General features: G+C 66.3%; 19 protein-coding genes and 2 pseudogenes. 12 read left to right on the forward strand and 9 right to left on the reverse strand.

Annotated features, from left to right (window positions below; all coding sequences use genetic code 11):
• Nucleotides 1–45: 45 nt before the first annotated feature.
• From hflX to NOF53_RS09685, 4 genes and pseudogenes are all read left to right on the forward strand, one after another.
• The gene (hflX, locus tag NOF53_RS09670; protein WP_255967670.1) at nucleotides 46–1,500 is read left to right on the forward strand and encodes a GTPase HflX; all 1,455 of its coding nucleotides are present in this window, start codon (nucleotides 46–48) and stop codon (nucleotides 1,498–1,500) included.
• Nucleotides 1,493–2,608, forward strand: coding sequence for a hypothetical protein (locus NOF53_RS09675; protein WP_255967672.1), 1,116 nt, complete (start codon nucleotides 1,493–1,495; stop codon nucleotides 2,606–2,608). Before hflX ends, NOF53_RS09675 begins: the two co-directional genes overlap by 8 nt.
• 132 nt (nucleotides 2,609–2,740) lie before the next feature.
• Complete coding sequence (locus tag NOF53_RS09680) at nucleotides 2,741–3,085, forward strand: YciI family protein (protein ID WP_255967674.1); 345 nt, start codon at nucleotides 2,741–2,743, stop codon at nucleotides 3,083–3,085.
• A gap of 2 nt (nucleotides 3,086–3,087) precedes the next feature.
• Nucleotides 3,088–4,354: pseudogene (locus NOF53_RS09685) on the forward strand (RNA polymerase sigma factor).
• Nucleotides 4,355–4,443: 89 nt separating this feature from the next.
• Here the strand turns inward: NOF53_RS09685 and NOF53_RS09690 are convergent.
• The 4 genes from NOF53_RS09690 to NOF53_RS09705 are packed head-to-tail and all read right to left on the reverse strand — an operon-like array spanning nucleotide 4,444 to nucleotide 8,578.
• Nucleotides 4,444–4,701: an HPr family phosphocarrier protein gene (locus NOF53_RS09690; RefSeq protein WP_109330731.1), complete on the reverse strand. Its 258-nt coding sequence runs from the start codon at nucleotides 4,699–4,701 to the stop codon at nucleotides 4,444–4,446.
• Between the two features lie 47 nt (nucleotides 4,702–4,748).
• Nucleotides 4,749–6,818, reverse strand: coding sequence for a PTS fructose transporter subunit IIABC (locus NOF53_RS09695; RefSeq protein WP_255967676.1), 2,070 nt, complete (start codon nucleotides 6,816–6,818; stop codon nucleotides 4,749–4,751).
• A gap of 15 nt (nucleotides 6,819–6,833) precedes the next feature.
• The gene (gene pfkB, locus NOF53_RS09700; RefSeq protein WP_255967678.1) at nucleotides 6,834–7,814 is read right to left on the reverse strand and encodes a 1-phosphofructokinase; all 981 of its coding nucleotides are present in this window, start codon (nucleotides 7,812–7,814) and stop codon (nucleotides 6,834–6,836) included.
• Nucleotides 7,811–8,578, reverse strand: a complete 768-nt coding sequence (locus NOF53_RS09705) for a DeoR/GlpR family DNA-binding transcription regulator (protein WP_255967739.1) — start codon at nucleotides 8,576–8,578, stop codon at nucleotides 7,811–7,813. Before NOF53_RS09705 ends, pfkB begins: the two co-directional genes overlap by 4 nt.
• Before the next feature lie 191 nt (nucleotides 8,579–8,769).
• Between NOF53_RS09705 and ptsP the strand changes: the two genes are divergently transcribed.
• The 3 genes from ptsP (at nucleotide 8,770) to NOF53_RS09720 (ending at nucleotide 13,089) form a co-directional block, all read left to right on the forward strand.
• Nucleotides 8,770–10,437 (forward strand): phosphoenolpyruvate--protein phosphotransferase, encoded by a 1,668-nt coding sequence (gene ptsP, locus NOF53_RS09710; protein ID WP_255967680.1) that lies wholly within the window; start codon nucleotides 8,770–8,772, stop codon nucleotides 10,435–10,437.
• 71 nt (nucleotides 10,438–10,508) lie between these two features.
• Nucleotides 10,509–11,837, forward strand: coding sequence for a uracil-xanthine permease family protein (locus tag NOF53_RS09715; protein WP_255967681.1), 1,329 nt, complete (start codon nucleotides 10,509–10,511; stop codon nucleotides 11,835–11,837).
• A gap of 109 nt (nucleotides 11,838–11,946) precedes the next feature.
• Complete coding sequence (locus tag NOF53_RS09720) at nucleotides 11,947–13,089, forward strand: acyl-CoA dehydrogenase family protein (RefSeq protein ID WP_255967682.1); 1,143 nt, start codon at nucleotides 11,947–11,949, stop codon at nucleotides 13,087–13,089.
• An 81-nt stretch (nucleotides 13,090–13,170) separates the two neighbouring features.
• Here NOF53_RS09720 and lexA read toward each other — a convergent pair whose 3' ends face one another.
• A complete protein-coding gene (lexA, locus tag NOF53_RS09725; protein ID WP_255967683.1) occupies nucleotides 13,171–13,926 on the reverse strand; it encodes a transcriptional repressor LexA in 756 nt (251 codons plus the stop codon).
• A gap of 299 nt (nucleotides 13,927–14,225) precedes the next feature.
• Between lexA and NOF53_RS09730 the strand changes: the two genes are divergently transcribed.
• Together NOF53_RS09730 and nrdR are read left to right on the forward strand one after the other, a co-directional pair.
• Complete coding sequence (locus tag NOF53_RS09730; protein WP_255967685.1) at nucleotides 14,226–14,771, forward strand: LysM peptidoglycan-binding domain-containing protein; 546 nt, start codon at nucleotides 14,226–14,228, stop codon at nucleotides 14,769–14,771.
• A 180-nt stretch (nucleotides 14,772–14,951) separates the two neighbouring features.
• A complete protein-coding gene (nrdR, locus tag NOF53_RS09735; RefSeq protein WP_255967741.1) occupies nucleotides 14,952–15,416 on the forward strand; it encodes a transcriptional regulator NrdR in 465 nt (154 codons plus the stop codon).
• Nucleotides 15,417–15,431: 15 nt separating this feature from the next.
• Here nrdR and hrpA read toward each other — a convergent pair whose 3' ends face one another.
• Entirely contained in the window at nucleotides 15,432–19,319 is a 3,888-nt protein-coding gene (gene hrpA, locus NOF53_RS09740) for an ATP-dependent RNA helicase HrpA (protein WP_255967687.1), read from the reverse strand.
• A gap of 140 nt (nucleotides 19,320–19,459) precedes the next feature.
• Here hrpA and NOF53_RS09745 point away from each other — a divergent pair, with 140 nt between their 5' ends.
• Nucleotides 19,460–20,527: an alpha/beta fold hydrolase gene (locus NOF53_RS09745; RefSeq protein ID WP_255967689.1), complete on the forward strand. Its 1,068-nt coding sequence runs from the start codon at nucleotides 19,460–19,462 to the stop codon at nucleotides 20,525–20,527.
• A 14-nt stretch (nucleotides 20,528–20,541) separates the two neighbouring features.
• Here the strand turns inward: NOF53_RS09745 and NOF53_RS09750 are convergent, their stop codons facing one another.
• Entirely contained in the window at nucleotides 20,542–20,853 is a 312-nt protein-coding gene (locus NOF53_RS09750) for a VOC family protein (protein ID WP_255967691.1), read from the reverse strand.
• Nucleotides 20,854–20,898: 45 nt separating this feature from the next.
• Between NOF53_RS09750 and NOF53_RS09755 the strand changes: the two genes are divergently transcribed.
• On the forward strand, nucleotides 20,899–22,263 hold the full coding sequence (locus NOF53_RS09755; RefSeq protein WP_255967693.1) for an MFS transporter: 1,365 nt from the start codon (nucleotides 20,899–20,901) through the stop codon (nucleotides 22,261–22,263).
• Nucleotides 22,264–22,325: 62 nt separating this feature from the next.
• Entirely contained in the window at nucleotides 22,326–23,558 is a 1,233-nt protein-coding gene (locus NOF53_RS09760) for an aminotransferase family protein (protein WP_255967696.1), read from the forward strand.
• On the opposite strand, the gene NOF53_RS09765 is transcribed toward NOF53_RS09760, so the two are convergent.
• Complete coding sequence (locus NOF53_RS09765) at nucleotides 23,555–23,824, reverse strand: hypothetical protein (protein ID WP_255967697.1); 270 nt, start codon at nucleotides 23,822–23,824, stop codon at nucleotides 23,555–23,557. The two genes, NOF53_RS09760 and NOF53_RS09765, sit on opposite strands and share 4 nt — an antisense overlap.
• 9 nt (nucleotides 23,825–23,833) lie before the next feature.
• Nucleotides 23,834–23,952, reverse strand: a pseudogene (locus NOF53_RS09770) (IS630 family transposase); the annotation flags it as partial.

A 23,952-nucleotide genomic window follows, 5' to 3' on the forward strand; every position in this document is an offset into this window, starting at 1 on the left:
AATGGACGTGCGCACCCTCGACATTCCGTGGGATCATGAGCGTGTATGACGAAATCACATCGCACAGAAGAAACGCCGATCTCGGACTCCGGTGAGTTCGCCCACGAGGATGGGCGACCCTCGGTCGGCGAGATGCAACTCGAGGATCGCGGCGCGCTGCGCCGAGTTGCCGGCCTGTCCACCGAACTCACCGACGTCACCGAGGTCGAGTACCGACAGCTACGACTCGAACGGGTGGTCCTGGTCGGTGTCTGGACCCAGGGCACCGCCGCGCAGGCCGAGTCGAGCATGGCCGAGCTGGCCGCTCTGGCCGAGACAGCCGGATCCGAGGTCCTCGAAGGTCTCGTGCAGCGGCGGGACAAACCCGACGCCGCCACCTACATCGGTTCGGGCAAAGCGCAGGAGCTGCGTGAAGTCGTCCTCTCGACGGGGGCGGACACCGTCGTCTGCGACGGTGAACTCACTCCTGCGCAGCTCACCGCACTGGAGAAGGTCGTCAAGGTCAAGGTCATCGACCGGACGGCCCTGATCCTCGACATCTTTGCCCAGCACGCCACCTCCCGAGAGGGCAAGGCTCAGGTGGCGCTCGCCCAGATGGAATACATGCTGCCGCGCCTGCGTGGCTGGGGCGAGTCCATGTCCCGGCAGGCCGGTGGTCGCGCCGGTAGCAACGGTGGTGTGGGTCTGCGCGGACCCGGTGAGACCAAGATCGAGACCGACCGGCGTCGTATCCGTGAGCGGATGGCGAAGCTGCGGCGCGAGATCAAAGGTATGAAGGCCGCCCGCGACACCAAGCGCACCCGCCGCCTGCGCAGCGAGGTGCCGTCGATCGCCATCGTCGGTTACACCAACGCCGGCAAGTCGAGTCTGCTCAACGCGCTCACCGGCTCAGGCGTGCTCGTGCAGAATGCCCTGTTCGCCACTTTGGACCCGACCACCCGCCGGGCTGCGCTCGACGACGGCCGCGAGTACATCCTCACCGACACCGTCGGTTTCGTGCGGCACCTGCCCACTCAGCTGATCGAGGCCTTCCGCTCCACACTCGAAGAAGTGACGGATGCGGATCTGCTGCTCCACGTGGTGGACGGGTCCGACCCGTTGCCGCTCGACCAGATTCGAGCCGTCCATGCAGTCGTTACCGAGGTGATTCGGGAGAACGACGCACCCGCGCCGCCCGAACTCATCGTGGTGAACAAGATCGACGCAGCCGATCCGGTCACGTTGACTCAGCTGCGCGGACTGTTGCCCGGTGCAGCGTTCGTCTCCGCTCGCACGGGTGAGGGAATCGCCGAACTGCGGACACAACTCGACGACGTTCTGCTCAGGCCCGAGATCGAGGTCAATGTGCGTCTGCCGTATTCGCGGGGCGATCTCATGGCGCGGATCCACTCCGACGGACAGATCATCGAATCCTCGCACGAGGAGGACGGCACGTTCGTTCACGCGCGTGTGCCGCAGGCCCTGGCGTCGGCGCTGCTCCAGTACGCCGGCAGTGCCTGAACGCTCCGGGTGGTTCACGGCAGGAGCGGTCGCTGTCGTCGCCGTCTGCGCACTCCTGGCGACTTCCGGGCCGGGCTCGGCGCAGCCTGCCCTGGGTGATCAGATCACGGTCGAGGCGTCCGGCTTCGAGTCGTTCTGCACCCCACACGAAACCGATTCCGGGTCGATCCCGGACGAAGCGTCGTTGGCGGAGTTGTCCGGACTCGCGTCGGCTGGGGGTCGGTTCTACGCGGTCGGAGACAGCGGCTCCGATCGTGCCGTCGCGGACCTGGACGCCAACTGTGCGGTCACCCGTTGGCTGTCGGTACCCGTCGACCCCTACGACGTCGAGGATCTGGCAACAGGTCCGGACGGGCGTGTGTGGCTGGCCGACATCGGCGACAACGGTCGCACACGTGAGACGGTCGCGCTGATCGGGATGGATCCGGAGACCGGAGCAGGGCAACTGCACCGCCTCACGTATCCGGACGGAGCCCACGACGCCGAGACGGTGTTGATTCAGCGTGACGGCACTGCGTTGATCGTGACGAAAGAGATCTTCGGACCGGGCACTGTGTACCGGCCTGCGGGAGGACTTCCCGTCGATGCCTTGGCAAGTCCCGGACCGACCCCGCTCGAAAGGGTGGGGACACTCGATGTCGCGGAACCGACCGGCGCCGAAAACGCGACAACCGGCGCCGGGACCACGGCGCCGTCCGTGTACTCGTCCATGTTCACCGGAGGTGCGGTGTCCGCAGACGGAACCGTTGCGGCCGTGCGCAGTTACTCCGATGTGTTCCTGTTCGCCGCACCGGACGGCGATGTCGCCGCGGCTCTGGCTTCGGGTCCCGCTGTCCGGGTGCACGTGCCCGCGCAGCCGCAGGGGGAAGCCGTGACGTTCACCGAGGACGGAGACCTTCTCATCGCTTCCGAGGCGAGGGACGGTCCCATACCGCCCGTGCAGGTGCTGCGAGGCGCGGTGTCGATGGCGCAGGATCAGGCCACTTCCGAGGCGGTCACTGACGAGGAGAAGAGCTCTTCCGGCGGGTTGTCGATCGCAGTGGTGGCACTGGCGGTGTGCGGGCTTTTCGCGATCGTGGCCTATGCGTTGCGTCGTCGCACCCGTTGAATGGTGCGGCGCAATGGCCAATCGCCCAGAATTTCTCTCAGGGACGTGTCGATTCGGCTGCGTCCTGTTCGTCGTCATGGTGTACGGCAACCCGCCGGACCACGGCACCACAGCGGACAACAGGAGTCGAACATGAAGTACATGATGCTGATCAACGCCGCTTCGGCGGATGCGGCCTCCCAGTGCACCGTCGAAGACTGGATGGTCTACGACAAGCAGGTCACCGAGGCGGGCATTCTGGTCGCGAGTGAGTCGCTGGCCGACCTGACCACCGCTACGACCGTGCGTGTCGGGCCGGACGGGGACCGGTCGATCACCACGGACGGACCGTTCGCCGAGACACGCGAGGTGCTGGGCGGCTTCTATGTCATCGACGTACCGGACCTCGACGTCGCGCTCGACTGGGCAGCTCGCTGTCCCGGCGCACGCGGGGGAGGTTCCGTGGTCGTGCGGCCGATCGCCGACTTCGGGGTCTGACCGTGAACGACGAAGGGACGCTCGGTACCGAAAGGTCCGTCGAGTCCGTGTTCCGGGAGGAACGTGGTCGGCTGCTGGCGTCCCTCGTCCGCCGCTTCGGCGATCTCGACCTGGCCGAAGAGGTCTCCTCCGAAGCCATTGAGGCTGCCCTCGTGCATTGGCCGGTGCAAGGTGTGCCGGCCAAGCCGGGGGCGTGGCTTCTGACCACAGCGCGACGGCGGGCGGTCGACCGGTTGCGGCGGGACAAGGCCTATGCCGCCCGGCTCGCAGTCCTGCAGGTCGAGGCGGACCGCGCCGATCCTGCCCCACCCGCAGATGTCGGCACCGGCCTGTCGGACGAGCGGCTGCAACTCTTCTTCACCTGCGCCCATCCGGCGCTCCCCGCCGAGGATCGGGGTGCCCTGACGCTGCGTTGCCTCGCCGGCCTGACGACGCCGGAGGTCGCGCGGGCATACCTCGTTCCGGTAGCGACGATGGCCCAGCGGATCGTGCGGGCGAAGAAGAAGATTCGCGAGGCTCGGATCCCGTTCCGCGTCCCCGGCGCCGACGAGCTCCCGGAACGTCTGCCGGGAGTGCTCCAAGTGATCTATTCGATCTTCACCGAGGGTTACGCAGCGAGTTCAGGCCCGGACCTGCAACGGCTCGGTCTCACCGAGGAAGCGATCCGCCTGGCACGCATCCTGCGTAAGTTGTTACCGGCAGAGCGGGAGGTTGCCGGGCTCCTCGGGCTGATGCTGCTGATTCATGCGCGGCGAGGCCAGAACCGGCCCGGGCGGCGAGATCGTGCTGCTCGACGACCAGGACCGCGGAAGCTGGGATCGTGCGGCGATCGAGGAGGGCAGTGCGCTGGTGCTGACCGCGCTGACCGGTGGCCCACCCGGACCCTACGGGGTGCAAGCGGCGATCGCTGCGCTGCACGACGAGGCGGCAGCCGTGCTGACCACCGATTGGCCGCAGATCGTGGCACTCTACGACGTCCTGTCCGCGATCGCGCCGTCGCCCGTGGTAGCCCTCAACCGGGCCGCCGCAGTGGCGATGCGCGACGGCGCCGAGGCAGGGTTGGCGTTGTTGGACGAGCTGAACGGCGAGCCCCGGCTCCGCGGCTACTACCCCTATCCAGCTACCCGGGGTGAGCTGCTGCGCCGCCTCGGCCGGTTTCCCGAGGCCGCGGCAGCGTACCGGGACGCGCTCGTCCTTGTGGGTACCGAACCCGAACGCCTGCATCTGCAAGCCCGATTGAACGCCGTCGAAGCTGGCGGCGCTGTGTAGCAAGCAACGCCTCCGGAGCCCTGCCCGGCCGAGTGGGCGGCACGGCAGGGCTCCGGAGGGGCAGAACAGGACGACCTCGGGGTTCGGGTTTACGCGTCGAGGTCTGCTGCCACGAGCTGAGCCACTTTCTCGACAGCATCCGCATCGTCGCTGGTCACCGTCACGTCGGTGCCCTTGGTGGCGCCGAGCGTCATGATGAGAAGCGCGGAGCCGGCGTCGACCGGTTCGCCGTCCGCCACCGACAGGGTGACGGGAACTCCCGCAGCGGCAACCGCTTCGGCGATGACGGCGGCGGGGCGGGCGTGCAGTCCGATGGACGAACCGACAGCGACTGTGGTGCTGGGCATGGGATCTCTCCTTGCGTAGGTTGGTGCTTGTCTGACGGGGTTGTTTCCTACGCTGCGACCGTCGCAACGTCGGGGTCGAGTTCGGCGTCGGACGCGCCGGGCTTGATGAATTCCTTGGCTCCGACGACGCACAACGCGGCTACGACCACGCCGGCGGCCAGCGAGACGAGGAACCACAGCAGGTTGCCTATGGCGAAGAATACGAAGATTCCGCCGTGGGGTGCGCTGAGGCTTACATCGAAGGCCATGACCAGAGCGCCGGTGACAGCGCCCCCTGCCATCATCGACGGGATCACGCGCAGGGGATCGGCGGCGGCGAACGGAATGGCGCCCTCGGAAATGAACGCCGAACCCAGGAGCCAGGCAGCCTTACCGTTCTCCCGTTCCGCCTCACTGAACAGGCTCGGTCGCAGAATGGTGGAGGCGAGAGCCATGGCCAGCGGCGGGACCATTCCTGCCGCCATGACGGCAGCCATGATGCGAAGCGAGGCGGGATCGTTGACGTTGAGCCCCGCCACCGCGAAGGCATAGGCGGCCTTGTTGACCGGACCACCGAGGTCGAAGCACATCATCAGTCCGAGGATGATGCCGAGGAAAATGACCGAGCTGCCGGACAGCCCGTTGAGCCAGTCGGTCAGGCCGGACGTGATGGCGGCGAGGGGACGGCCGAGCACCAGGAACATCAGCGCACCCACGATGAGCGTCGCGAAGAGCGGGATGATGACCACCGGCATGAGGCCGCGCAACCACTGAGGAACGGCGATCCGGCTGATCCACAAGGCGATGACACCTGCAATCAGGCCGCCGACCAGGCCGCCGATGAAGCCGGCTCCGACGAACACTGCTACCGCGCCGGCGGTGAAACCGGGCGCGATACCCGGTCGGTCGGCTATCGCGAAGGCGATGTAGCCGGCCAAGGCCGGAACGAGGAAGCTGAATGCCAGCGAACCGAGTTGAAAGAGCACTGCGCCCAGGTAGGTGGTGAGACCGCCGTCGGGCAGGCTGCCGAGAGAATTGTTCAGGACGATGTCCTCGGCGGGCCCGGAGATCTCGTATCCGCCGAGCAGGAATCCGAGGGCGATCAGCAAGCCGCCCGCGGCGACGAACGGGATCATGTAACTCACACCGGTCAGGAGCACCTGACGCAGGTGGGTGCCCCAGCCGATCGAGCCGGCCGGTTCCGCAGAATCGGCGGATGCGCTGCCCGCCACGGTCGCCGCAGACGGGTTCATACCGGCCCGCAAAGCCTCGGTGATCATCACGTCGGGCTCGTTGATCGCGCGCTTGACACCGGACGCGACCACGGGCTTGCCCGAGAACCGCTCCTTGCCCTTCACACCGACGTCGGTAGCGAAGATGACCGCGGAGGCGCCGGCTATCAGTCCGGGGGCGAGGGGCGTGCTGCCACTCGATCCCTGCGTCTCGACATGGACCTTCACCCCCGCGCGTTCACCGGCGGCGACCAGAGAGTCGGCAGCCATATAGGTGTGCGCAATTCCGGTGGGGCAGGCCGTGACAGCGACGATGTGCCGAGGCTTCTCCTCGGCAGCTGGTTCCGGTGCTGAGGAAGCAGCTGCGGGTGTCGGCGCCGGGGTCGGTGTCGGCGCGGGCGTCGACGCCGCGGGGGTGGACGGTGCCGGGGACAGCACGTCCTCGACGAGGGTGACCACGTCGGCCGGGGCGGACGCCCCCCGCAGAGCGTTCACGAAATCGGGACGCACCAGCGCCCGGGCAAGAGACGAGAGCAACTTCATGTGCTCCGCCCCGGCGCCCTCCGGGGCGGCGATGAGGAAGACCAGGTCGGCGGGACCGTCGGGGGCGCCGAAGTCGACCTTGGGATCGAGCCGGGCGAATCCGAGAGAGGCGGTCTCCACCGCCGCCGCGCGGCAGTGGGGAATGGCGATTCCGCCGGGAAGACCTGTCGCGGACTGTGATTCACGTGCCAATGCTGCGTCGCGGAGAGCGCCGGCATCGGTGGCGCGGCCGGTGTCGGCCAATCGGGTGGAGAGCGCAGAGATCACGTCCTCCTTGGAGGATCCGAGGTCGGAATCCAGGGAGATCAGATCTTCACTGATGATCTGCGGCCCCGAATCGCGGTCGGGAGTGGAGTGAGACATGGTGTGTCCTTCGGGTCAGGCCGGATCGGGGGCGGGGGTAGTAAGGGCGGTGACGGTGACGGCGTCCGTGTGCACGTGCTCGGGACTCGGCAGGGTGGTACCGGGAAGGGCTGCCGCCGCGCTGCCGTAGGCGACGGCGGATCGTAGGCATTCCGGGGGTGGCGCACCCGCCACGTGCGCCGCCAGATAGCCGGCCAGCGAAGAATCACCGGCGCCGACGGTGCTGCGCGCAACGATGGGCGGAGGCGTCGCCCACCAGGAACCGTCGTTTGTCACGAGAACTGCACCGGCCGCTCCCAGCGTGACGAGCACTGTCTCGACCCCTCGATCGAGCAGGAGCCTGCCTGCACGGGCGGCAGCAGCCGGATCACCTTGCAGCGCGGCCTCTTCCAGTAGATGCCCGTCGTATCCGGTGAGCTGGGCGAGTTCCTCGCTGTTCGGTTTGACGAGGTCCGGTGCAGCGGTGGGAAAGCGCTCTGCGAGGGCCAGCAGGGGAGCGTCGGAGGTGTCGACCGCCACTTTGCAGGACGCCGAGCGCAGCGACTCGACGAGGGTGGCATACCAGTCGGCCGGGACGCCCGGCGGAAGCGAACCGGCCAGCACGACCCAGTCGGCACGCGCGCCGAACTCCGAGATCGCGGTGTGCAGGTCGGTGAGAGACTGTGCCGTCATCGGGACACCGGGTTCGTTGATCTTCGTGGTGGTGCCGTCGGGCTCGGTGATCGTGATGTTGGTGCGGGCCGAACCGGACATGGCCACCGTGACGTGTTCGATCCTGTTCTCCGCGAGGGCGGAGGGCAACGGATCGCCGGCGTTGGCGGGGAGGATCGCCACTGCCGCGACACCGGCCGAGGTCAGTGCCCGGGCCACGTTGACGCCCTTGCCGCCCGGATCGTTGTGGGTCGCGGCCGCGCGAAGGACGGATCCGCGTACCAGCCGTCCCCCGAGGGTGACGGTGCGGTCGATACTCGGATTGGCGGTCAGCGTGACGATCATGCGATCACCACCTCGATTCCCTGGTCGTGGAAATGGGCTCGGTCTGCGGTACTGATCTCGGCATCGGTGACGAGAATGTCGACACTGTGGATGGGTGCGAAGCTCACGAGGTGCTCGCGCCCCACCTTGGAGGAGTCGGCTACTACGACGACGTGGTTGGCGCATCGGACCATCGCCCGCTTCACTGCCGCCTCGTCGGTGTCCGGGGTCGACAGGCCGTGGCCGACGCTGAGGGCGTTGGTGCCGATGAACGCGACGTCCACGCGCAGAACGTCGAGGATGCGCAGTGCTTCCTCGCCGACGGCGGCCTGGGTGATGCCGCGTACCCGGCCACCGAGAAGGTGAAGGGTGACCGAGTTCAGTCCGGCGAGCCGGGCGGCGATCGGCACGGAGTTCGTGATCACCGTGAGGTCTGCGTCGGACGGAAGTTCCGGGATGATCCGGCCGGTCGTCGTTCCTGCGTCGAACAGCACACTTCCGCCGGAGGGGGGCAGGTAGGCGGCGGCGCGCTTGGCGATCCGGTCCTTCTGCTCGGCGCGGGTGTGGTCCCTCTCCGTCATACCCGGTTCGGTGACGGTGAGGGATCCTGCGGGTACCGCACCACCGTGCACTCGGCGGACGTGTCCCAACCGCTCGAGCAGGGCGAGGTCGCGCCGCACCGTCTCGGTGGTGACGCCGAAGGTGTCGGAGAGATCCGTGACCGACATGCGGCCACGTTGTGAGATCAGTGTGGTGACTGCCTGCTGACGTTCTTCCGGGTACACCGTCTCCCCGTTCTTGTCTCGTAGATGTTCGGGTGAGGAATCCGATATGGTCCGCATCACACGAAATGTTGTGTCATGTTGTTTTACGCCCGACTGTGTTGACATGTCAAGAGTTGAGAGTAATCTCCGTCACAGAGCTGATGCGATCGCGAGCGGCGTGACGAACAGAACGAAGCGGCCAGGAGGACCCGATGACCGAGAACCGTGAAATCGTGCGAGGTACCCCGGTGGTGCCAGGCATCGCCTATGCGCCGGTCATCTGGCCTGCCGCCCGGCCCGAAGTCACCGGGGGCCTGCCGAGGGTCGACGAGTCCCGGCGTGACCAGGAGAAGGCCCGCTTCGAGGAGGCCGCGGCCGTGGTGGCCCAGCGCCTGCGCGATCGTGCAGCCACAGTGTCCGGAGCGGCGGCGGAGGTCTTACAGGCCAACGCGGCCATGGCGGCGGACCGCGGCTGGCTCGGCGCCGCTTCGAAACTCATCGCCGGTGGGACGCCGGCCGAAGAAGCGGCGTCGGAAGCAACCGAGCAGTTCGCCACGCTCTTCACCAAGATGGGTGGGCTGATGGCCGAACGCGTGACCGACCTGCGCGACATCCGCGACCGGGTCGTGTCGGAGCTTCGGGGACTACCCGAACCCGGCATTCCCGTTCCCGACGCGCCGTCGATTCTGTGTGCCCGGGATCTGGCTCCAGCCGACACCGCGGGCCTCGACCCCGCGTCGATCGTCGGCCTCGTCACCTTGCTCGGGGGACCGACGAGCCACACCGCGATCATTGCGCGGCAGCTCGGCATTCCGTGCGTGGTGGCAGTACACGATCTCGAGGCGGTGCCAGCCGGTACCCCCGTGCTGCTCGACGGTGCGGCGGGCGAACTGGTGGTGGAACCGGATCCCGAAAAAGCGCGGGCAGCCGTCGAACACGGCCGGGCAGAGTGGGCGAGAATCTCGTCATGGTCGGGTCCGGGTCAGACGAGTGACGGCCGCCCCGTGTCGATCCTCGCCAACGTGCAGGACGGCGCCGGCGCCAGATCTGCACGGGAGACTGCCGCCGAGGGCGTCGGCCTCTTCCGGACCGAGTTGTGCTTCCTCGACCGTGATTCCGAACCCGGTGTCGACGAGCAAGCGGAAATCTATGCGGAGGTGCTCGAGGCGTTTTCCGATCGGAAGGTGGTGATCCGCACATTGGATGCCGGTTCGGACAAGCCGCTGCGCTTCGCGAGTTCCCCCGACGAGGCGAACCCGGCCCTCGGCGTCCGCGGGATCCGCATCGCGGCGCAGAATCCAGGCATTCTCGGTAGGCAACTCGACGCCATCGCTGCCGCAGCGAAACAGACGCAGTCGCAGCCGTGGGTGATGGCGCCGATGATCGCCACCGCCGCGGAGGCCGAAAGCTTCGCCGCTGAGGTACGGGCACGGGGTCTGACCCCCGGCGTGATGATCGAAGTACCCGCCGCTGCGCTGCTCGCGGACCGACTGCTCCGGCACGTCGACTTTCTGTCCATCGGCACGAATGACCTTGCGCAGTACACGATGGCTGCCGACCGCATGTCCTCCGAACTCGCGGCGCTCACCGATCCATGGCAGCCGGCGGTACTCGACCTCGTGGCGCGCACGGCCGCGGCGGGACTTGCGGCCGGCAAACCTGTGGGTGTGTGCGGTGAGGCAGCAGCAGACCCGCTCCTCGCCTGCGTACTGGTAGGGCTCGGGGTGACGTCCTTGTCCTGCGCAGGGGCTGCGGTGTCCGGTGTGGGTGCCAAGGTGGGGACAGTATCCGAGGAGCAGTGCCGTCGTGCCGCCGAGGAGGTGCTGACCACCAGCGATCCCGTGGAGGCGCGGAACGTTGCCGCCCGCGTGCTGGGCTGACGGCGCTCCTCGAGCGCCGATTCGGTCCCGGCGGCGCGAAAATCGCAGACCGTCCCTACTATTGGCCAACTGTGACGAGAAGAGAAACCGACGCCCCTGACGGGCCGGTCGGCGGCGCTCCCGAGGGGGCCGCCACCACGAAGTCCTTCGGGTGGTCCCTGCACGGCGACGGTAGGCGGATTGCCGACGGCGACGTGGTTGCACCCGCCGAGCGTCTGACGTGGCCCCGCACGGTGGGGATCGGGATGCAGCACGTCATCGCGATGTTCGGTGCCACCCTCCTGGTGCCGACGATCACCGGCTTCCCGGTCACTACCACGCTGCTGTTCTCGGGGATCGGAACGGCGCTCTTCCTGCTTCTCACCCGCGGCCGCATTCCCAGTTACCTCGGTTCCTCTTTCGCGTTCATCGCCCCGTTGACGGCATCCCAGGGATCCGGCCCCGCCGCGCAGCTCGGCGGGGTGGTGGCGGCGGGTGCGCTCCTGCTGCTGGTCGGTGTGGCCGTGAAGTTGGCGGGCTCCCGAGTGATCGACGCGATCATGCCACCTGTCGTCACGGGCGCCGTCGTGGCGCTGATCGGACTCAATCTCGCTCCGACAGCGGTCGGCTCGTTCGAGTCACAACCCCTCGTTGCGGGTGTCACCCTGCTGGCGATTCTCCTCGTCACCGTTCTCGGACCCGGACTGCTGGGCCGCCTCGGGATCCTGATGGGCGTCGTCGTCGGCTGGATCTTCGCGGCAACCAGCGGCGGCCTCGCCGACGAACGCGTGACCGCTCTGCGCGACGCCGCCTGGTTCGGAATGCCCGAATTGCGCGGGCCCACATTCGAATGGTCCGTGATCGCGCTGACACTGCCCGTTGTCATCGTCCTCGTCGCCGAGAACGTCGGCCACGTGAAAGCGGTGTCCGCAATGACGGGCCGCTCACTCGACGACGTTGCCGGCGACGCGCTCGTCGCCGACGGACTTGCCACCACACTGGCAGGTTTCGGCGGTGGTTCCGGCACCACCACCTACGCCGAGAACATCGGGGTCATGGCAGCAACACGGGTCTACTCGACGGCCGCGTACTGGGTCGCCGCCGCCACGGCCGTGGTCCTGGCGTTTTCGCCCAAGTTCGGCGCCCTGGTCTTCACAGTCCCCAGCGGTGTCATCGGCGGCGCCACACTGGTGCTGTACGGGCTGATCGGCGTCCTCGGCGTACGCATCTGGATGGAGGCGAAAGTCGATTTCACCGACCCGGTGAACCTGACCGTCGTGGCCGCAGCATTGGTCGCCGGCATCGGGGACCTCACGCTGACGATGGGTTCGGTGGAGCTGGGCGGAATCGCCTGGGGTTCCATCGGCATCCTCGTCGCCTATCCCGTCATGCGGTCGCTCGCGAAGATCCGCAGGTCCTGACCGACCGGATGGGTCACGAATCGCGATCACCTGGGTCCTTCACCGCTGCGTCCCCCACCTCTACCGTCGAACGAGACGTACCCGAACAAGTTTGATATGAGGAGTCGGCGTGGAGCGCACCCTGTTCGAACCGGAGCACGACCTGTTCCGGGAGTCGTACCGAAAGTTTCTCGCCCAACACGCCGAGCCCAACCATGCCCAGTGGGAAGAGCAGAACATCGTCGACCGCAGCCTGTGGGTAGAGGCCGGTAAGCAGGGTTTCCTCGGAATGGCGGTGCCGGAGGAATTCGGCGGTGGCGGAGTCCGCGACTTCCGGTATAACGCGATCGTCACCGAAGAGACCACGCGCGGGGGCTACAGCGGCATCGGCTTCACGCTGCACAACGACGTGGTGGCTCCCTACCTGCTCGAACTCACCAACGAGGAGCAGAAGCAGCGCTGGCTGCCCGGCTTCGCCTCCGGCGAGCTGATCACGGCGATCGCGATGACCGAACCCGGCACCGGCAGTGATCTGCAGGGAATCAAGACCCGTGCAGTCCGGGACGGTGACGACTGGGTGCTCAACGGCTCGAAGACCTTCATCACCAACGGCATCAACGCAGACCTTGTAATCGTCGTCGCGTGTACCGATCCCGACAAGGGTGCGCAGGGATTCAGCCTCCTCGTCGTCGAACGGGGAATGGATGGGTTCGAGCGCGGCCGCAACCTGGACAAGATCGGTATGAAAGCCCAGGACACAGCAGAATTGAGCTTCACCGATGTACGTGTTCCGGCGGCGAACCTGCTCGGCGAGGAAGGAATGGGCTTCCTCTACCTCATGAAGAATCTTCCGCAGGAGCGCCTGTCGATCGCCGTGGTGGCCGCAGCCGCCATGGAGTCGGCGCTGGAGATGACGATCCAGTACTGCCGCGACCGGAAGGCCTTCGGCAAGTCCATCGGCAGCTTCCAGAACACGCGATTCGTGCTTGCCGAGCTCGCCACCGAGACAACGGCCGTGCGCGTTCTCGTCGACAAGTTCATCGAACTGCTCAACGACGAGAAGCTCTCCGTCCAGGAAGCCGCCATGGCCAAGTGGTGGACCACCGAAGCCCAGGTCCGGCTCATCGACCGGTGCCTGCAGCTGCACGGCGGGTACGGGTATATGAAGGAGTACCCGATCGCCAAGGCCTACATGGATTCTCGTGTGCAGACCATCTACGGCGGAACCACGGAAATCATGAAGGAGATCATCGGTCGGGGCCTGAATCTCTGACCCAGTCAGGGACCTCCGAGAAGACCGAAAGAGCCCGCGGCACGCGCCGCGGGCTCTTTCGTGCGAGAGCTCTCCTTCTCGCTAGATCTTGCGCATCACGGTGACGACCTTGCCCAGAATCACGGCCTCGTTGCCGGGGATCGGCTCGAACAATGCGTTGTGGGGCATCAGCCACACCTCGTTCTTCGTGCGCTTGAAGGTTTTCACAGTGGCCTCGCCGTCGATCATCGCGGCGACGATGTCACCGTTCTCCGCGACGTTCTGCTGGCGCACCACCACCCAGTCGCCGTCGCAGATGGCGGCGTCGATCATCGACTCGCCCACCACCTTCAGCAGGAACAACGACCCTTGGCCCACGAGCTCGCGGGGAAGCGGGAAGACGTCTTCGACGGCCTCTTCCGCCAGGATGGGGCCACCGGCGGCGATCCGGCCGAGAACTGGCACGAAGGTCGGCTCCGGTAGCGGTGCGCCGTCGACACCGGACGGAACCGCAGCCAGCGGGGCGGTGGTGGCGCGCGCAGCATTCCCCGCATTGGCGGCATTCGCGGCGGCGCCTGCGGCAACCTCGTCCAGGCCGCGCACGTCGACGGCGCGCGGACGATTGGGATCGCGGCGCAGGAAGCCCTTGCGCTCGAGCGTGCGGAGCTGATGGGCGACCGACGAAGTCGACGTGAGGCCCACTGCGTCACCGATTTCGCGGATGCTCGGCGGATAGCCTCGTTCGTTCACGGACGTGCGGATCACCTCGAGGACGCGGCGCTGCCGATCAGTCAACCCGGCGGGGGCGCCGCCGCTCACCCGTGGAGCCGAACCGTCGGTCGAGCTGTCGTCCTTCATGGCGAGGGGCCTCCGTTTGTGGTGTCGAACTTCTGTCGTGTGGAACTTCTGTCGTTGGATCTGATCGGAATGGGTCGCAAGTGACTGTTGTGCCGTGTGCCTCGAATCTATCCCGGTTCCGCCGCAGTATCAAACACCTGTTCGACCTGTGTCGTGGACGAGTCGAGCGGGCCGGAGTGAAGACATTGTCGGACCGACGTGGTAGAAATCGAACATGTGTTCTTTCGAACGCGTGATCGAACACCCGGCAGACGCAACGCCTGGCGGGACGGAAACGGATTCGAGCAGCGGAGGTACCGATGAGCGACGCAGTTCTCCATCGGCAGTCAGTTCTGAACGACCAGGCCGTCCTGGATCGACAGGCACTCGACCGGCGTTTTGTTCGGTCGGGCGTCGTACGCTCGCGGGTCGTCCGCTCGCGTCAGGGTCGCCCTTACCGGGTTGAACCTCGCCGGCCTTTCGTCGAGGGCGATCTTCGTCGTCCCGCGGCCGGAACGGTCGCGTACGGCTCCGCCCGGTCACGGGTGTCTCGCGCCGAGCATGCGCATCGCGGAAGCGAGGTGGGGTGGCGGATGGTGCTGGCGAGCGTCGTGATCACGGCCGGGGTCCTCGTGGGGCTCGTCGGGGTGGCGCAGCTGGCCGCCACCGAAAGCATGGGATCGTCGGGCGCCACGGAGGTCATTCACGTGCGGGAGGGGGAAAGCCTCGCTGTCGTGGCCGCGACTATCTCACCCGAACGTCCGGTGGCCCAGGTGGTCGAGCGGATCATGGAACTCAATGCCATGTCGAACTCCGCCGTGTATCCGGGGCAGACGTTGATCGTTCCCGCGTCCGGCACCCGGTGATCGGGGTGGCTCTGCATGACTCCGCCGACCGGCGGACGAGTAGTCTCGAATGCTGTCAGTCCCACCACTTCGAGTGGTCGCGTCGAGATCGTGCATCCGCTGTGTGAATCCGTATTCGTCGGTTCGCCATCGGGGGAGGCGAGAGGTTGCGGCCACGACGGCTACGACGAAGGAATCGCCATGCACTGCCCGTTCTGTCGGCACCCCGATTCACGTGTGGTCGATTCCCGAGAAGCCGACGAAGGTCAGGCCATCCGCAGGCGACGGTCGTGTCCGGAATGCGGCCGCCGCTTCACCACCGTGGAAACCGCCGTGCTCTCGGTCGTCAAGCGCAGTGGCGTCACCGAACCGTTCAGTCGCGAGAAAGTGGTGCGCGGGGTTCGTCGTGCCTGTCAGGGCCGTCAGGTCGACAACGACGCACTGAATCTTCTTGCCCAGCAGGTCGAAGACGCCGTGCGGGCGTCAGGTTCTGCGGAGATCCCGAGTAACGAGGTCGGACTAGCCATCCTGGGTCCCCTGCGGGACCTCGACGAGGTCGCGTATCTGCGATTCGCATCCGTATACCGCTCGTTCAGCTCGGCGGAGGATTTTTCGCGCGAGATCAAAGAGCTGCGCGCTCACCGCGAGGCCCGCGACGACGGATGAGACGGGACGCTGCCGTCAGCGCACCTTCTGCATCGCGCTGAAGACCCGCTTTTCGGACACCGGGATCGGTGTTCCGATCGTCTGCGCAAACAAGCTGACTCGAAGCTCCTCGATCATCCAGTGGATCGCGTCGACCTCGGGCGAATGGTGCCGCTCTTTCGGCAGCGTTGCCAGCATGCGTTCGTACCCTGAATACACGCGGTCGAGAACGTCCATCCCCTTCCGATCGCGAGGTGCACTGGCAGGAAGCGATTCGAGTCGCGCCGTGGCGGCGGTGAGATAGCGGGGAAGCTCACGCAGCCGCGCAGTTCCGATGTCGGCAACGAACCCCGGGACGAGCAACGAGGCGCGCTGTTCCCGTACATCGTCGGCAGACTCGCCGGTTGCCCGTTCGAGAACCACAGCCAGCCGGTGATCTGCCTCCAGAGTCGGCAGGACCAGGCGGAGCAGTACTGCAACGTCGCGGGCCATCGCCGCCCGTGCCCGTGTGACGAGCGTATCGAACTCTTCAGGAGTGCGGATCGGTGCTCCGTGTGCGGCGATCAACTGGTCTGCCGCGGCGTTGCGGCAGTCGTCGATCAGCGCGTCGAGACTCCCGTCCGGGTTCTGGCCGAGCGCCAGTCGCTGCGTGTTGCTCAGTCCGGAGATGACCGTCTTGGCCTGGGTCGGCACCGCCGCGAGGAGCAAGGTGCGGGTTCCGGCACGCATCGCCGCTCGTTGGGCCGAGGGCGTGCTCAGGACACGGACGGCGACACCGTCGCCCTCGGGAACGAGCGCGGGATAGCCGGTGACCTTCTGCCCGCCCAGTTCGCGTGTCACAGTCGGCTCGAGCGCACCGAGTGTGTCCGGCGTCCAGGTGAGCGCAGGTGGCCGCTCCGAAGTGGAGGCCGCCTTCGCGACTTCCTTCTGCACGCGGGGAGCGAGGAACGTGCGGAGCGCCACCAGATCCTTGTTGCGACCCAGAACGGTGCCCTTCTCGTCCACCGCCGCGAACGTCATCCGTAAGTGGTCGGGGAGTGCCGCGACATCGAAGTCCTTCGGATCGATGCGACAGGCCCCGAGTCGCGACAACTCGCGGGCCATCGCCGTGACGAGCGGCTCGGAACGCGGTTTCACCGCAGCGAGGGCCGCTGCCGCGAAGTCGGGAGCCGGGACCACTTGCCGGCGTAGGCCTTTGGGAAGTGTCTTGATCAGTGCCGTCACCAACTCGACGCGCATGCCGGGGACGAGCCAATCGAATCCGACCGGCCGGAGCCCTGCGAGCAGTGCAATCGGGATGCGAGCGGTGACGCCGTCGTCCTCGTTCCCGGGCTCGAATTGGTAGGTGAGCGGGAACTGCATGTCACCCTGACGCCAGGCGTCGGGGTAGTCGCCGCCCAGTACGGTCGCCGAATCGGCGTTGACGACGGTCGACTGGGTGAAGGTGAGGAGGTCGGGGGTAGTGCGGCGCGCCACCTTCCACCAGGAATCGAAGTGGCGGGCAGACACGGCCTCGGTGCCCACACGCTGATCGTAGAAGTCGAACAGAGCGTCGTCGTCGACCAGGATGTCGCGTCGGCGCGCTCGATGCTCGAGTTCTTCGACGTCCTCGAGTAGTGCCCGGTTGGCGTGGAAGAACTTGTGCTGGGTCTGCCATTCGCCTTGGACTAGCGCGTGGCGGATGAAGAGCTCGCGGGAGGTCTCGGGATCGATGGCGGCGTAGTTCACCGCGCGCCCGGCGACGAGAGGAATCCCGTACAGCGTCACCCGCTCATAGGCCATGGCGGATCCGCGCTTGGACGACCAGTGCGGTTCGGAGTAGGTGCGTTTCACGAGGTGCGGGGCCAGCTTCTCGGCCCACTCGGGTTCGATCTTGGCGGACATGCGGGCCCACAGCCGGGAGGTCTCGACGAGCTCTGCGGCCATCACCCACCGTGGGGGTTTCTTGAACAGGCCCGAACCGGGGAAGATGGCGAATCGACTTCCGCGTGCACCCAGGAAGTCACGCTTGTCGCCCTCGCGAAGTCCGATGTGCGACAGCAGGCCCGCCAGCAGCGACTGGTGGATCGCGGCCTCACCGGCGGTGGTGCTGCTCACCTCCCAGCCGAGTCCCCGCGTGATCTGGCGGAGCTGACCGTGGAGGTCCTGCCATTCGCGGATGCGGAGCCAGTGGAGGAATTCGTTGCGGCACATCTTCCGGAACTGATTGGACGACAGCTCGTTCCGTTGTTCGGCGAGATACTTCCACAGTTCGAGAAACGCGAGGAAATCGGAATTCTCGACGGCGAAACGCGCATGCTTCTCGTCGGCGGCCTGCTGGAATTCGGCGGGACGTTCGCGCACGTCTTGGATCGACAGGGCAGAGACGATCACGAGGACTTCGGCGAGGCACCCGTTGCGGTGCGCCTCGACGAGCATGCGGGCCATTCGCGGGTCCACCGGTATCTGGGCGAGCTCGCGTCCGACCGAGGTCAGCACGGGCTGCTCTTTCTGGGCGGACTGCTCGATCGCACCCAGCTCCTCGAGCAGGCCGATGCCGTCCCGGATCGCCCGCGGATCGGGCGGCTGCACGAACGGGAACGCGGCGATGTCACCGAGACCGAGGGCCGTCATCTGCAAGATGACGGACGCGAGGTTGGTGCGGAGAATCTCCGGCTCGGTGAACGGGGGCCGGGACTCGAAGTCTTCTTCGGAGTACAGCCGAATGCAGATGCCGTCCGCGACTCGTCCGCAACGGCCGGAGCGCTGACGGGCGGAGGCCTGGGAGATCGGCTCGATCGGAAGACGCTGCACCTTCGTGCGCACCGAGTAGCGCGAGATGCGGGCAGTTCCCGGATCCACGACGTAACGAATGCCGGGCACTGTCAGGGACGTTTCGGCGACATTCGTCGACAGGACGACCCGACGTCCGGTGTGGGGAGTGAACACCTTGTGCTGTTCTGCCGCAGAGAGCCGCGCATACAGGGGAACGATCTCGGTACCGCGCAGTCGACGGTCCCGAAGGGCGTCTGCGGTGTCGCGGATCTCCCGTTCGCCGGACAGGAAGACGAGGATGTCCCCATCGCCCTCGGCGGACAGTTCCTCGACTGCTTCACATACCGCGTCGACGGGATCGCGATCGAAAGTCTGATCGCCCACTTCGACTGTGAGCGGGCGGTAGCGCATCTCGACGGGGAAGGTCCGTCCCGATACCTCCACGATGGGTGCGGGCACGCCGTCGACAGCGAAGTGCTCGGCGAATCGTTGAGGATCGATGGTGGCTGAGGTGATGACGACCTTCAGGTCGGGTCGCCGGGGGAGTAGCTGGCGCAGGTATCCGAGGATGAAGTCGATGTTCAGGCTGCGCTCGTGAGCCTCGTCGATGATGAGGGTGTCGTACCGGCGGAGCATCTTGTCACGCTGAATCTCGGCGAGCAGAATGCCGTCGGTCATCAGCTTGACGAGTGTGCTGTCCGACACCTGGTCGGTGAACCGCACCGTGTACCCGACGGTTTCCCCGAGTTCGCTGTGCACCTCTTCGGCGATTCGTTCGGCGACGGTGCGTGCTGCGAGCCGACGGGGCTGCGTATGCCCGATGAGCCCGCGGACACCGCGGCCGAGTTCGAGGCAGATCTTCGGGATCTGCGTGGTCTTACCGGAGCCGGTCTCACCCGCGACGATCACCACCTGGTGCTCCGAGATGGCTCGTGCGATGTCGTCGCGACGCTGGCTGACGGGGAGGGCGTCGGGGAACTCGATGCGAGGAACACTCGCTCGCCGCCGATCGAGGCGATCTCGCGCGGCGGCGATTTCGTCCGAGACGCCGGCGAGCGCCTGCGGCGTGCGCGCTCGGTCCAGTCTTCTGCGGAGCCGGTGCTCGTCGCGCAAAGTGAGTTCGCCGAGGGAGTTCTTCAGATCTCGCCGGCTCGGTGCTGTGATGGACATGCTGAGCTACAGCCTAGCCAACCCGGTGAATGACCCGGTGGTGCGCCCGTTCGCTGTACGAATCCGGCCGTGAACTCCGCTATCCTCCGAGGCGACCAACGTCAGACGCGTACCCCGACATCGGCAACGGCTGGGAGACTATGTTCGACGAGTTCGCAGGTGAGGACTTCGACCTGCTCAGCCTCGACCGCGGCAGCGTCGTCGCGGCCGACGACGGCGTTCCGCTCGCCGTCCGTGAGGTAGGCCCCGAGTATGCCCCGCTGACCGTGGTCTTCGTGCACGGGTTCTGCAACCGGATGACCGGGTGGCATTTTCAGCGTGTTCACCTCGAAGAGGTGTGGGGACCGACGATCCGCATGGTGTTCTTCGATCTGCGTGGGCACGGCAATTCAGGCGTGCCACGCCGTGACACGTGCACGATCCCACATCTCGCCCGGGATCTCGATGCCGTGATCCGGGCACTCGTTCCCGAGGGGCCGATCGTGCTGGTCGGGCATTCCATGGGCGGCATGGCGGTGCTCTCGTATGTCGGCCTGCATCCCGACCTGATCGGTTCCCGTGTGGTGGGGGTCGGACTGATTGCCACCGCGGCGGGCGCACTGGGGGATGTCGGCCTCGCGCGGACCCTCAACACGCCGGTGGTGGCCGGGTTCAGCACCGCGGCGCGTGCCCTGCCGCGCGTCGTACAGGGTGGCCGTGGAGCGAGCAAGCGCGTCCTCGCTCCGATCCTGCGGTCGGCGTCATTCGGTGATCGCCGTATCAGCCCGGCAATCGTGTGGCATTCCGAAAAGATGATCAACGACACACCGCTGAAGACCCTCGTCGATTTCCTGCCCTCGTTCAAGAACCATGACGAGACTGCCGTGCTACCGCTGCTCGAACCGGTTCAGTCCCTGGTGCTGTGCGGTGACAGAGACCTTCTGACACCGTTCCGGTATTCGAAAGCGATCGCCGTGGAACTGCCGGAGGCGGAACTCGTGAGGGTGCCCGGCGCGGGTCATATGGTGCATCTGGAACGGGCACCACTCGTCTCGGAGGCGCTCGACCGCCTCATCACCAGGTCGGTGGAATCGCTACCGTCGCCGAGTGCCTGGCAGGACGCCCTCCAGCTGGTCACCGAGCATCCGTGGGTCGAGATCGCCCGTCGCCGAGTCGAGGCGTGGCAGCGGGCGTTCCGGCAGAAGGTGTCGAGGTCGGCGCGGCGCTGACCGAACGGGCCTGCCTATCCGCCCGCGTCGGCAACCTCCGGCCGCGGGGGAAGAACACAGAATTCGTTGCCCTCCGGATCGGTGAGCACCACCCACGGCACCCTGGGGTCGTCGCTTCGCAGCCGGGCTCCGAGCGCGAGAAGTCGCTGTACCTCGCCGTCCTGTGTGCGCGAGGACGGGGCGATGTCGAGGTGCAGGCGATTCTTGACCGCTTTCTCGTCCGCGACCGGCTGGAAGAGCAACGATGGGAATCCTGGCCGATTCGCCTCGCCATTCGGCGTCAGGGATTCGATGGCGATCGGCAAAGCGGCGACAACATCTGCCACTCGGGCCACAATGGACACCTCACAGCAGCCCCGAGGAGGCGGAACATGGCATACGAGAATTCACCAGCAGATCAGGATGCCCTGCCCCCAGGAGTTCTTCGCCGCGCGATCGCGGCTTCGGCGATGGGCAACGCCACCGAGTGGTTCGACTACGGCGTGTACGCGTTCACCGTGTCGTATATTTCGGCGACGTTCTTTCCCGGCGACACCGGCTCTGCCACGCTGTATGCCTTGCTGGTGTTCGCTGTCTCCTTCGTGGTGCGACCTCTCGGCGGACTGGTGTGGGGCCCGCTCGGTGACCGTCTCGGTCGCCGCCAGGTACTTGCGCTCACCATCCTGCTGATGGCGAGCGCGACGTTCTGCGTCGGACTCGTGCCCGGATACGACGTCATCGGTTTCTGGGCGCCACTGTTGCTGGTGCTCCTGCGCATGGTTCAGGGCTTTTCCACCGGAGGTGAATACGGTGGCGCAGCAACTTTCATGGCCGAATACTCGCCGGACCGCAAGCGAGGTTTCTGCGGGAGCTTCCTCGAATTCGGCACACTCGGCGGATACGCACTGGGCGCCATTGTGGTTCTGACGGTGGAGGTGGCGTCCACCGAACCGTTCATGGAGACCTGGGGATGGCGTATTCCATTCCTGATCGCGGGCCCGATGGGTCTGATCGGCTTGTACCTACGCACAAAACTCGAGGAAACTCCTGTCTTCCGGGAACTCGACGAGGAAGGGGCGGTCGAGGCGGGCGCCGCGACGGAGTTCAAAGACCTGGTGACGGAGTACTGGCGGCCGATGTTGCTGCTCGCCGGTCTCGTCGTCGCGCTGAACGTCACCAACTACACCTTGCTCAGCTACATGCCGACATATTTGGAAACACAGATCGGTCTGTCGTCTACCGCCTCGTTGACCCTGTTCATTGTCGGGCAGCTCGTGATGATGGCGGTGATCCCGTTTGCCGGTGGGTTGTCGGACAGATTCGGGCGAAAACCGTTGTGGTACGTCTCTCTCGTCGGCCTCATCGTGCTGGCGATTCCGATGTATCTGCTCATGCGTCAGGGATTTGCCTGGGCAATCATCGCTTTCGCCGTCCTGGGACTGCTGTACGTGCTGCAGCTGTCGACGATCTCCGCCACGTTCCCGGCGATGTTTCCCACGCACGTCCGCTTCGCGGGATTCGCCATCGCCTACAACGTGTCCACTTCGTTGTTCGGGGGAACGGCGCCTGCCGTCAACGAACTACTGATCGAGTGGACGGACAACACGCTCATGCCCGCGTTCTACATGATGATCGCGTGTGGAATCGGTCTCGTCGCGCTGTACTTCGTGGCCGAGACGGCAGGAGCCTCCATTCGAGGCCGAGGCATGCCCGGAATCGACACGGAACCGCATCCCACCACATACGCCGAGAAGTAGGCGGGCGAAATCCCGACCCGAGTGACATGGCATAGTCGCCTCGGAGTGGGATTCACGAAGGGATGATCATGGCGTCGGCACTGTGGCACGGCTTCTCGGATATGGGCGCGGTGGAGAAGAGCGGCGCATTCGTCGTCTCCCGCGGCGACGGCGCGTACATCTGGGACGATCAGGGTAACCGCTACCTCGATGCGACCGCGGGTTTGTGGTTCACCAACGTCGGCCACGGACGCTCGGAGATAGCGGACGCTGTGGCGGACCAACTTCGGACCGTCGCGCACTTCTCCAACTTCGGCGATTTCGTGCCCGCAACCACTGCGGCACTCGCCGACCGGCTGGCGGCGCTGGCCCCTGTACCCGACAGCAAGATCTTCTTCACGTCCGGTGGATCCGACTCCGTGGACACGGCAGCCAAACTGGCGCGTCGCTACTGGCACGAAATGGGCAAGCCCGACAAGACGATCGTGGTCGGCCGGCAGAAGGCGTACCACGGAATGCATGTCGCGGGCACCGCGCTGGCAGGCATCCCCGTCAACCGGGAAGGTTACGGCGAGTTGATGGCCGACGCCGCGACCGTCGCATGGAACGACGCCAAGAGTCTCCTCGAGCTCGTCGAGAAGCTCGGCGCCGACCGGATTGCGGCGTTCTTCTGCGAGCCGATCATCGGCGCGGGCGGCGTGTACCTGCCGCCGGACGGTTACCTCACCGAGGTTCGGGACATCTGCCGTGAGCACGACATCCTGTTCGTCGTCGACGAAGTGGTCACGGGCTTCGGGCGGATCGGCGGCGACTGGTTCGCGTCGACGCGGTTCGGTCTCGAACCCGACATGATGACCACCGCGAAGGGCTTGACCTCCGGCTACGTTCCGATGGGAGCGGTCTTCGTCGCGCCGCGGGTGGCTGAACCCTTCTTCACCGGCGGCGTCTGGTGGCGTCACGGCTACACCTATGGTGGGCACGCCGGCGCGGCGGCCGCTGCACTTGCCAACCTCGACATCATCGAGCGGGAGAACCTTCTCGCGGAGTCGAAACGCCTCGAAGCGTCGTTGCACCGGCACCTCGCACCGCTCGCCGAGCACCCCCGGGTCGAGGAGATTCGTAGCGGTCTCGGTGCCGTGGCGGCCGTGCAGCTCGCCGATCCGGCGGAAGCATTGCCCTTCGTGAAAACACTTCGCGAATACGGTATTTCGAGTCGTGCCGCTGGACAAGGTGCGATGCAGATCTCGCCGTCGTTCGTCATGACGGATGAGCAGGTCGGCGCGCTCGCCGACGGGATCGGCCGCGCACTCGGCTAACTGGATCCCGGTAGCCGGCTGCGGACCCCGTGCAGGGCGGCAGTCGCCCGAGTCCGCCAGGTCCGCGCGGTCACAGCCATCTCCTGCTGTCCGTCGCGCGCTGCGTACGCACGGGTGTAGCGCTCGTGGAGTCGGGCGCGAACCTCGTCCGGGGTGTATGCCTTGCGTTGCCGCTCCGCGCGGACGGCCACGACGCCGGTTGCTGCCACGCCCACCACACCGGCGAGCCCGACGAGTTTCCACCACTGCCTGCCTCGGGGTCTCATCGTCCTAGGCTAGTGTCCCGCGTCAGAAATTCGTGCGATATATTTGGCCAGGGAATCGAGGATCTCCTCGGCGGTCTTGTGCCAGACGAACGGCTTCGGGTCGTCGTTCCAGGTCTTGATCCAGTTGC

The organism is Rhodococcus tibetensis, from assembly GCF_024438035.1.
Classification (GTDB): Bacteria; Actinomycetota; Actinomycetes; order Mycobacteriales; family Mycobacteriaceae; genus Rhodococcus_F; species Rhodococcus_F tibetensis.

Coding starts and splice junctions, on each gene's coding strand:
- hflX (WP_255967670.1), top strand. CDS start 46: ATGACGAAATCACATCGCACAGAAGAAACGCCGATCTCGGACTCCGGT.
- NOF53_RS09680 (WP_255967674.1), top strand. CDS start 2,741: ATGAAGTACATGATGCTGATCAACGCCGCTTCGGCGGATGCGGCCTCC.
- NOF53_RS09690 (WP_109330731.1), bottom strand. CDS start 4,701: ATGCCCAGCACCACAGTCGCTGTCGGTTCGTCCATCGGACTGCACGCC.
- NOF53_RS09695 (WP_255967676.1), bottom strand. CDS start 6,818: ATGTCTCACTCCACTCCCGACCGCGATTCGGGGCCGCAGATCATCAGT.
- pfkB (WP_255967678.1), bottom strand. CDS start 7,814: ATGATCGTCACGCTGACCGCCAATCCGAGTATCGACCGCACCGTCACC.
- ptsP (WP_255967680.1), top strand. CDS start 8,770: ATGACCGAGAACCGTGAAATCGTGCGAGGTACCCCGGTGGTGCCAGGC.
- lexA (WP_255967683.1), bottom strand. CDS start 13,926: ATGAAGGACGACAGCTCGACCGACGGTTCGGCTCCACGGGTGAGCGGC.
- NOF53_RS09730 (WP_255967685.1), top strand. CDS start 14,226: ATGAGCGACGCAGTTCTCCATCGGCAGTCAGTTCTGAACGACCAGGCC.
- nrdR (WP_255967741.1), top strand. CDS start 14,952: ATGCACTGCCCGTTCTGTCGGCACCCCGATTCACGTGTGGTCGATTCC.
- hrpA (WP_255967687.1), bottom strand. CDS start 19,319: ATGTCCATCACAGCACCGAGCCGGCGAGATCTGAAGAACTCCCTCGGC.
- NOF53_RS09745 (WP_255967689.1), top strand. CDS start 19,460: ATGTTCGACGAGTTCGCAGGTGAGGACTTCGACCTGCTCAGCCTCGAC.
- NOF53_RS09755 (WP_255967693.1), top strand. CDS start 20,899: ATGGCATACGAGAATTCACCAGCAGATCAGGATGCCCTGCCCCCAGGA.
- NOF53_RS09760 (WP_255967696.1), top strand. CDS start 22,326: ATGATCATGGCGTCGGCACTGTGGCACGGCTTCTCGGATATGGGCGCG.
- NOF53_RS09765 (WP_255967697.1), bottom strand. CDS start 23,824: ATGAGACCCCGAGGCAGGCAGTGGTGGAAACTCGTCGGGCTCGCCGGT.